Here is a 6,261-nt window from a genome sequence, read left to right on the forward strand (position 1 = left end):
GTATAGATGTTGTATGTCGCTGCCCATTATCCTGAAGTTTGTCATATTCAATTTCAGTAGTACTGTTTTTATTGATTTATTTAAGAGTAACTTTCAGAGTCTATGGTCTTTCTTTCATTAATTTTGCGCGATGTGCTTTGGCTTATAAACATGTATTTTTATCGATATTCACCGTAGTATGTCAAGTGATGATAAACCGTTGAGAGAGTTTGCTGTAGATTTGCTTCCAAATGGCATGTTTGGGAATGCTAAGGTGTTGTTGTTTAGTGATAGGTTGGTTGTGGACTACGGGGTTTCTAAGTCCACGTATTTACTTAGGGATTTGAGGGATGTTAAGTTGGTTGAGGGTTTTGGTATTAATTGGATCATGGTTAAGTATGGCGGTGTTGATACCACTATTGTTAGTTTTACCAATAGGTATAAGGAGGATATGAGTGTACTCGTTGGAATTTTGGCATCGTTGACCGAGGGTCAGGCAAGTGGTGCCTTAACTGATGGTGCAAGTAATGGTAACCACGATAAGGGGTCCAGGTCTAGGGTCATTATGTGGTTGCTCGATATAATAAGGCCCTATAGATTTAAGATTGCCGTTGGTGCTGCATTGACACTTGCCTTGACGGGATTGGTCCTCGTGCCTCCATACTTATTAAAGATCTTGATAAATAATGTATTGTTGATTAAGGGTTCTAGGGATTTGGGGCTTTTTCAAGTCATAATTATGGCATTGGCTAGTGCGTATGCATCATCGGTAATACTATCGATTGGGCAGAATTACCTGCTTAATTACCTGGGGCAGAGACTTAGTAATGAGATTAGGATTAATATTTACGGATTTATTTTTAGGCAGTCGCTTAGATTTATGGATAGGTATCAATCTGGTAGGATTTTGTCTAGGATAACTAATGATGTTGGTAATACCCAGTGGTTCCTTATTTGGGGTATACCCACGGTCATTGCTAATGCTGCTATGCTCGTTGGTGCCGCATTACTGATGTTCAGTATGGATCCTAGGCTTGGCTTTTACGCCCTATTGCCAATACCGGTAATAATAATCGGTACGTTGGTATAATCATAAATCCGACAGTATATCCATTTAATTTGGTTCAGGTTAGGCAGGCATTGGCTTACGTAATCAATAGGACTGAGGTTGCTGAAGCATATCCGCCAGATTACATACCGGTAAATACGATCACTGGTATAGATAATTACCTAGTTAGTTTCTTTGGGAGTGAATTGCCACCTGGTTTCTTCTCAGAATTGAATAATTACACGTATAATCCAACAGAGGCAGCACAATTACTTGATTCAGTTGGTTTTAAGGAGGCTAATGGTCAGTGGTACTTACCCAACGGCACTTTGTGGACCGTAACCATCATAGTACCATCAGGCTTCACTGATTGGGTTGCCTTGATGCAGAATGTTGCTGAGCAATTGAATGCCTTTGGCATAAAGGCAGAAGTGCTCGAGTTAAGTACGGGTACCTTCTATTCTGACTTATTCACAGGTGACTATGTAATTGCGCCATTCTTCACGGGGTTCCCAACACCAACAACGGCCTATGGTGTTGTACATATATTACTGGGCATATGTTTCCTTTCATAGCGGAGGAATTTGAGTATATGGGCTCAGTCATAGCCTTCCTCAAGGGTTGGGTTGTACCACCAGGTGTCAGCTTAACGATTACACCCCCACCACCTAAACCGACGGTATCAATCACATTAATTATAGGCATTGTTATTATAGTGATAATAATCATAATAATAGCCGTTGTATTAGCATTAAGAAGACGCCCTAAATCTAGCTAATCAACATAGCCCTTAAATATGTAAGATATTAAATTTAAAAATAACCTTTCCACTTCTTTTTAATCATAAATCCAACTGAGAGATTGATTTAATTACTCCCTCCACATGTTCTGTTAACAATGAGGCTTGGTGAAGCCCTTGCTATAGTGGTTATTGCCTTAGTGGCTTTAGCACTTATTATTAACCCTGTATTTAATGGATTTATTGAATCCCTAATACGAAATGCCACCGCCTATTTGAGTTTTAATACTACGTCCGTTGTAAATGAGGTACAGAACATAACACAATCACCTTGCTTTACCTGGGGTTCTATAGGGTTATCATTGAGTAGTGGTGAATCCATATTTCTGGGTATCCCCAATGGTTCGATGGTTTACTTGTTGAATAGTACACAGTTTAGTAGTTGGGGTGGTGGTCCGCTGGCTCCTACGAATTATGCTTGGTTTGAATCCATACCTGGTATTTACGTAGTTAGTGCTTTGAACCCCGGTAATTATGACCTTGTTGCCTGCGGTAATACTGGTATTGTCTATAGGGTTTTGAATTACACGGCTATGGGCGTAGCTGCGTATTATGGTCCTCATCTCAGTAATATAACGACTAGCGTCATTCTCGGTATTTTTAACATAACGAACGCCGTTGTTGAAAATTCCACAGGCGCCTCCGTACCAGGTTTTTCTCTTCAATTGAATGCCTATGTTATCATTAAGTACGGCAGTGGTGAGAGTATTCATTGGATTCAGAATGCTCTTGTGGTTATGGGTGGTCAGTATTGGTTTCAGGGTGAGATGGATGTTACTAATTACGTGGGTTCATCACAAAACTTAGTCTATGAGGGCGGTAGGTGCATGATCGGTTGTTTTGAGACTCCGATGAGTGGTGCTTTAATTATTGCTGTGAACTCTACGGGCTATGGCGTGATGATTAACTATGGTTATGTACTCTTTAGACTTGGTAATGAGACGTTCAAACCGACAATTCATTGGTATGCCCATGAGTTAATACCAATACCTAATGCAACAGTCTACATAATAACGAGTCCGTCCTCAGGGCCGTATGGTTGGCCCATGGATACTGAGTTAGTGATTGGTGGTCCAGGCAATGGAGGTGGTGTTGAGTTTAGGGAATTGGATGCATACCTATCGTTGCTTTATTGGAATGGCACATCGTGGGCTCCATACCCAATAACCTACACCTTTGGTGTGTCCACTGGTGAGTATGCGGTTAATGTTTATGTACTACCCATTAGCCCTGCCACGGCTGAGTTGGTGACTGGGCATAATGATTATCAGCAGTTGAGTGGTTGATAACCACAGCATTTATTAATGCATAAATTACTGATATTATGTATGAGTAGTGAAGACATTAGGAGGTTCAGGGAGAACCCTGAAGTCCTTATTGAGGCATTAAATGACTTACTAATGACAAATCCAGAGGCATTAATAAGGGCCTTGATGAATAGGCCGGAAACGCTCATTAGGTTTATGACACTAACGGCATCACTACCCCTAGTAATACCAACAATGTTGCTAAGAATACTTGCAGCGCTTGTGATACCGCCGGGGAGTTATGGCGATGCAGATGCATTGAGGGCTAGGATTGGTGATGTTGAGAGGAGGCTTGATGAGATTGAGGGTAAGATGGTTAAGAGGGAGGATTTGGAGGCTTTGATTAAGGAATTGATTAGTAAGTATGGAATTAAGGGCTAAAGGCCATTATGTACTGCTCTATGTGTTGATGCGGTATGGACATAATCAACAAGTCGATCCAAATCCCTAACCCTAGTAACAATGGAATCCGCACTGCATTCAGTTGATGAGCATTTAATTAGAAAGTCCCTTAAATCGCTACTAATTATTTCACTTGGTATGAAGTCATGAGCAACCTGAACTAAGTAATCCAAGTCCCTAACTCTAATACCCTTAACAGCTAGGAAAGCCTTTATAGCGTTATCATAAATTGATAGGCTTAGTTTCACGATATCATTAAGAACATCCACATCCCTAGTCCGTTCATAGGTATTCACTAGGTTTGTCACGGTTTGAAGGTCTTTCCGTGCGTTATTGACCAGGTTTATTGGGTCTGAATCCACGTATTATTATACTTAATCCAATTTTTAAGGCTTAAGCTATAGAACATCTTTTTCTATATTTTCTTGAGGCAAATACTGTTTGTCCAGGATTAATTATATAAATAATAAAGGAATTAATGATTATATAAATATTTTACTTTGATGAAGATTAACGCACACTATAGATGGCATCCCAAAACATCTTCTCATAATTCTGAATTATATATGCCATGTTCTTAGCCCTTATAATTGATTGATCATCAATACCCCTAATCACCTCAAGGGCCTTATTCTCTAACTCTGTAAATGGTCCTCTAAAGGCTTCGAAGAATCCACCCTCCCTAATACCGTACTTACTACGTAGTGCATTGCCGAGCCTAACTACGTTTTGTCCCCACACTGGCATGTTTACTATTATTGCCAATGCGAACTCTGGCATGCTGGCATAGTTTGATAGCCAGGCCAGGTAATGCGTGTACTGCACGGCTTCCGGTATTATATCAAGCGTTAATGGGTCCTTAATCTCAATCCCCAACTCTCTCATTAACTTCATTAATTCATGGAGAGCATTGTAATCGCCATCAAGGAGCATCTTCATGAATTCAAGCTCTGCAGTGCTTCTAGTCCTGCCTAGGGCTATGGCTAGCGATCTAAGATCGTAATTAACTATATACCATTGGTTCATAACGAATGCCTTAATGGTATTCATAGATAAACGACCATCCTCCGCATCCCTAATCATTGGATGATTTATTATCACCTCATTGAGTGGTTCCAGGGCCTTCCTAATGCTTTCGAGTAATTCCCTAGGTTCCACGCATTAAATTAATTGGTTTAACTTAAAAGCATAGCACCGACCTTAGTCATTGCAGTGTATTGGATTGGTGATTGAATGAGAACTACCACAAGAGGTCTCAATGACGTTGAGAGATTTAGGATGATGCTTAGGGCATTGATTAATGGTGAGCGCATCGAGGTTGACCAAGGCATTATTAGGTTAGCTGGTCTCAATAAGGTGTTACTTCATGTCCTTAGGGTTGTTGATTATCGAGGTGAGTTGCGGTGGAGACAAGAGGATGACCTAGGTAGGATTATTAACATGGTTTCTGAGATCGAGGGTGCATTGGGTGGTATTGAGCATGCCTTCATTAAGCTGATTAAACCAGTCATGTATGTGCCTGCTGATGTTGATGTGCTCGTTAGGAGGGACCAGGTTTTGTTGGCTGCGGCTAAATTAACTAGGCTTGGTTATAGATTGTTGCTTTATGAGCCCTACACAATAACGCTTGTTAAGAATGGCATTAATGTGGATCTATACGTACACCCATCAGCCGCTGACCTCACCTATGCTAGGGGTGAGGAATTTCTTAGGTTAAAGACTCGTGGTGAGTATCACGGGGTTGAGGTAAATACAATAGATAGGCATGCTGAGGTCGTACTAACGATACTACACGCCATTTATAAGGAGGGTATTTTAACGCTTAATGACGCTATGACAATAATGACTTGGTTAAGTGATGATGCCGTGAAACTATGTGAGCAGTTAAGGTGTAGGCGTGCAATGGAATTAGCCTTATCCACAATACTATCCTCAATTACCGGGTCATTAGTACTACCGTATAAGTTATCACTGGGTTTCTGGGCAATGAACCTACTAACAAGAGTTCTAAGCCACAGAGGGTATGCTCCATCATTAATGCAGGGAGTTAGGAGGATCTGGGACACGAGATCAATTACGCAATTCACTAATCGTATCATGAGAATAAGCTATTAGTACAACTTTCCGTAGTACGGTCATTATTTAGACCACAAACCCTTATAAATAAGGAACAATAATTTTAATTGAGATGTCTCTTAGGGATGAGTTTTTGCGTTTGTTGAGGGAGGATGAGGTTTTTAGGCTTGCTGTTGTGGCTTTTGGGTATTTCTGATGTTCAGTCGGCTCTTAGGCAGTTGGTTGATGCTGTGGGTGGTTTGGTTAAGAACCAGTCAGTGATGATGGATGTCCTAGGCAAAATCCTCGAAAACATCGAGAAGCTCTGGGAAAACCAAAACAAACTATGGGAGGAGGTTAAGGCACTACGTGAGAGCCAGAACAAGACCTGGAAGGAAATCGAGAAATTATGGCAAGAGGTTAAATCATTAAGGGAGGGTCAGGATGCGATGAGGGAGGATATCAAGAGGCTTTGGGAGGAGAACAATAGGTTGTGGCAGGAAGTCAAGGCACTACGCGAGAGCCAGGACAAGCTTTGGGAGGAAAACAACAGGATATGGCAGGAAATAAAGAACATAAACGAAAACATCGCGAAAATTTGGAGGGAGATTAAGGCCATTAGGTCTATGGAGGAGAAGGTGGGTCTCAGCATCGAGGAGGAGGCCAATGAC

General features: G+C 41.1%; 8 protein-coding genes and 1 pseudogene. 7 read left to right on the plus strand and 2 right to left on the minus strand.

Annotated features, from left to right (window positions below):
- The first annotated feature begins 178 nt into the window (after window positions 1-178).
- From ACP5L5_RS11085 to ACP5L5_RS11105, 5 genes are all read left to right on the plus strand, one after another.
- Window positions 179-1,069, plus strand: a complete 891-nt coding sequence (locus ACP5L5_RS11085) for an ABC transporter transmembrane domain-containing protein (RefSeq protein WP_428763803.1) — start codon at window positions 179-181, stop codon at window positions 1,067-1,069.
- Window positions 1,070-1,098: 29 nt separating this feature from the next.
- The gene (locus tag ACP5L5_RS11090) at window positions 1,099-1,602 is read left to right on the plus strand and encodes an ABC transporter substrate-binding protein (protein WP_428763805.1); all 504 of its coding nucleotides are present in this window, start codon (window positions 1,099-1,101) and stop codon (window positions 1,600-1,602) included.
- 17 nt (window positions 1,603-1,619) lie between these two features.
- Entirely contained in the window at window positions 1,620-1,805 is a 186-nt protein-coding gene (locus ACP5L5_RS11095) for a hypothetical protein (RefSeq protein WP_428763807.1), read from the plus strand.
- A gap of 119 nt (window positions 1,806-1,924) precedes the next feature.
- Window positions 1,925-3,112, plus strand: a complete 1,188-nt coding sequence (locus tag ACP5L5_RS11100) for a thermopsin family protease (RefSeq protein ID WP_428763809.1) — start codon at window positions 1,925-1,927, stop codon at window positions 3,110-3,112.
- A gap of 42 nt (window positions 3,113-3,154) precedes the next feature.
- A complete protein-coding gene (locus tag ACP5L5_RS11105) occupies window positions 3,155-3,514 on the plus strand; it encodes a hypothetical protein (protein WP_428763811.1) in 360 nt (119 codons plus the stop codon).
- Here the strand turns inward: ACP5L5_RS11105 and ACP5L5_RS11110 are convergent.
- Window positions 3,511-3,897, minus strand: coding sequence for a hypothetical protein (locus ACP5L5_RS11110; RefSeq protein ID WP_428763813.1), 387 nt, complete (start codon window positions 3,895-3,897; stop codon window positions 3,511-3,513). The two genes, ACP5L5_RS11105 and ACP5L5_RS11110, sit on opposite strands and share 4 nt — an antisense overlap.
- Window positions 3,898-4,045: 148 nt before the next feature.
- Window positions 4,046-4,693, minus strand: a complete 648-nt coding sequence (locus ACP5L5_RS11115; protein WP_428763815.1) for a TenA family transcriptional regulator — start codon at window positions 4,691-4,693, stop codon at window positions 4,046-4,048.
- A gap of 75 nt (window positions 4,694-4,768) precedes the next feature.
- Here ACP5L5_RS11115 and ACP5L5_RS11120 point away from each other — a divergent pair, with 75 nt between their 5' ends.
- Window positions 4,769-5,650: a hypothetical protein gene (locus tag ACP5L5_RS11120; protein WP_428763817.1), complete on the plus strand. Its 882-nt coding sequence runs from the start codon at window positions 4,769-4,771 to the stop codon at window positions 5,648-5,650.
- Window positions 5,651-5,778: 128 nt separating this feature from the next.
- Window positions 5,779-6,261, plus strand: a pseudogene (locus ACP5L5_RS11125) (hypothetical protein); the annotation flags it as partial.

The sequence above is a fragment of the Vulcanisaeta sp. genome, from assembly GCF_049966235.1.
Lineage (GTDB): Archaea > Thermoproteota > Thermoprotei > Thermoproteales > Thermocladiaceae > Vulcanisaeta > Vulcanisaeta moutnovskia.

What these genes read in the sequence shown, in the direction of transcription:
- ACP5L5_RS11105 (WP_428763811.1), top strand. Translation starts at nt 3,155, where the DNA reads ATGAGTAGTGAAGACATTAGGAGGTTCAGGGAGAACCCTGAAGTCCTT.
- ACP5L5_RS11100 (WP_428763809.1), top strand. Translation starts at nt 1,925, where the DNA reads ATGAGGCTTGGTGAAGCCCTTGCTATAGTGGTTATTGCCTTAGTGGCT.
- ACP5L5_RS11085 (WP_428763803.1), top strand. Translation starts at nt 179, where the DNA reads ATGTCAAGTGATGATAAACCGTTGAGAGAGTTTGCTGTAGATTTGCTT.
- ACP5L5_RS11095 (WP_428763807.1), top strand. Translation starts at nt 1,620, where the DNA reads ATGGGCTCAGTCATAGCCTTCCTCAAGGGTTGGGTTGTACCACCAGGT.
- ACP5L5_RS11120 (WP_428763817.1), top strand. Translation starts at nt 4,769, where the DNA reads ATGAGAACTACCACAAGAGGTCTCAATGACGTTGAGAGATTTAGGATG.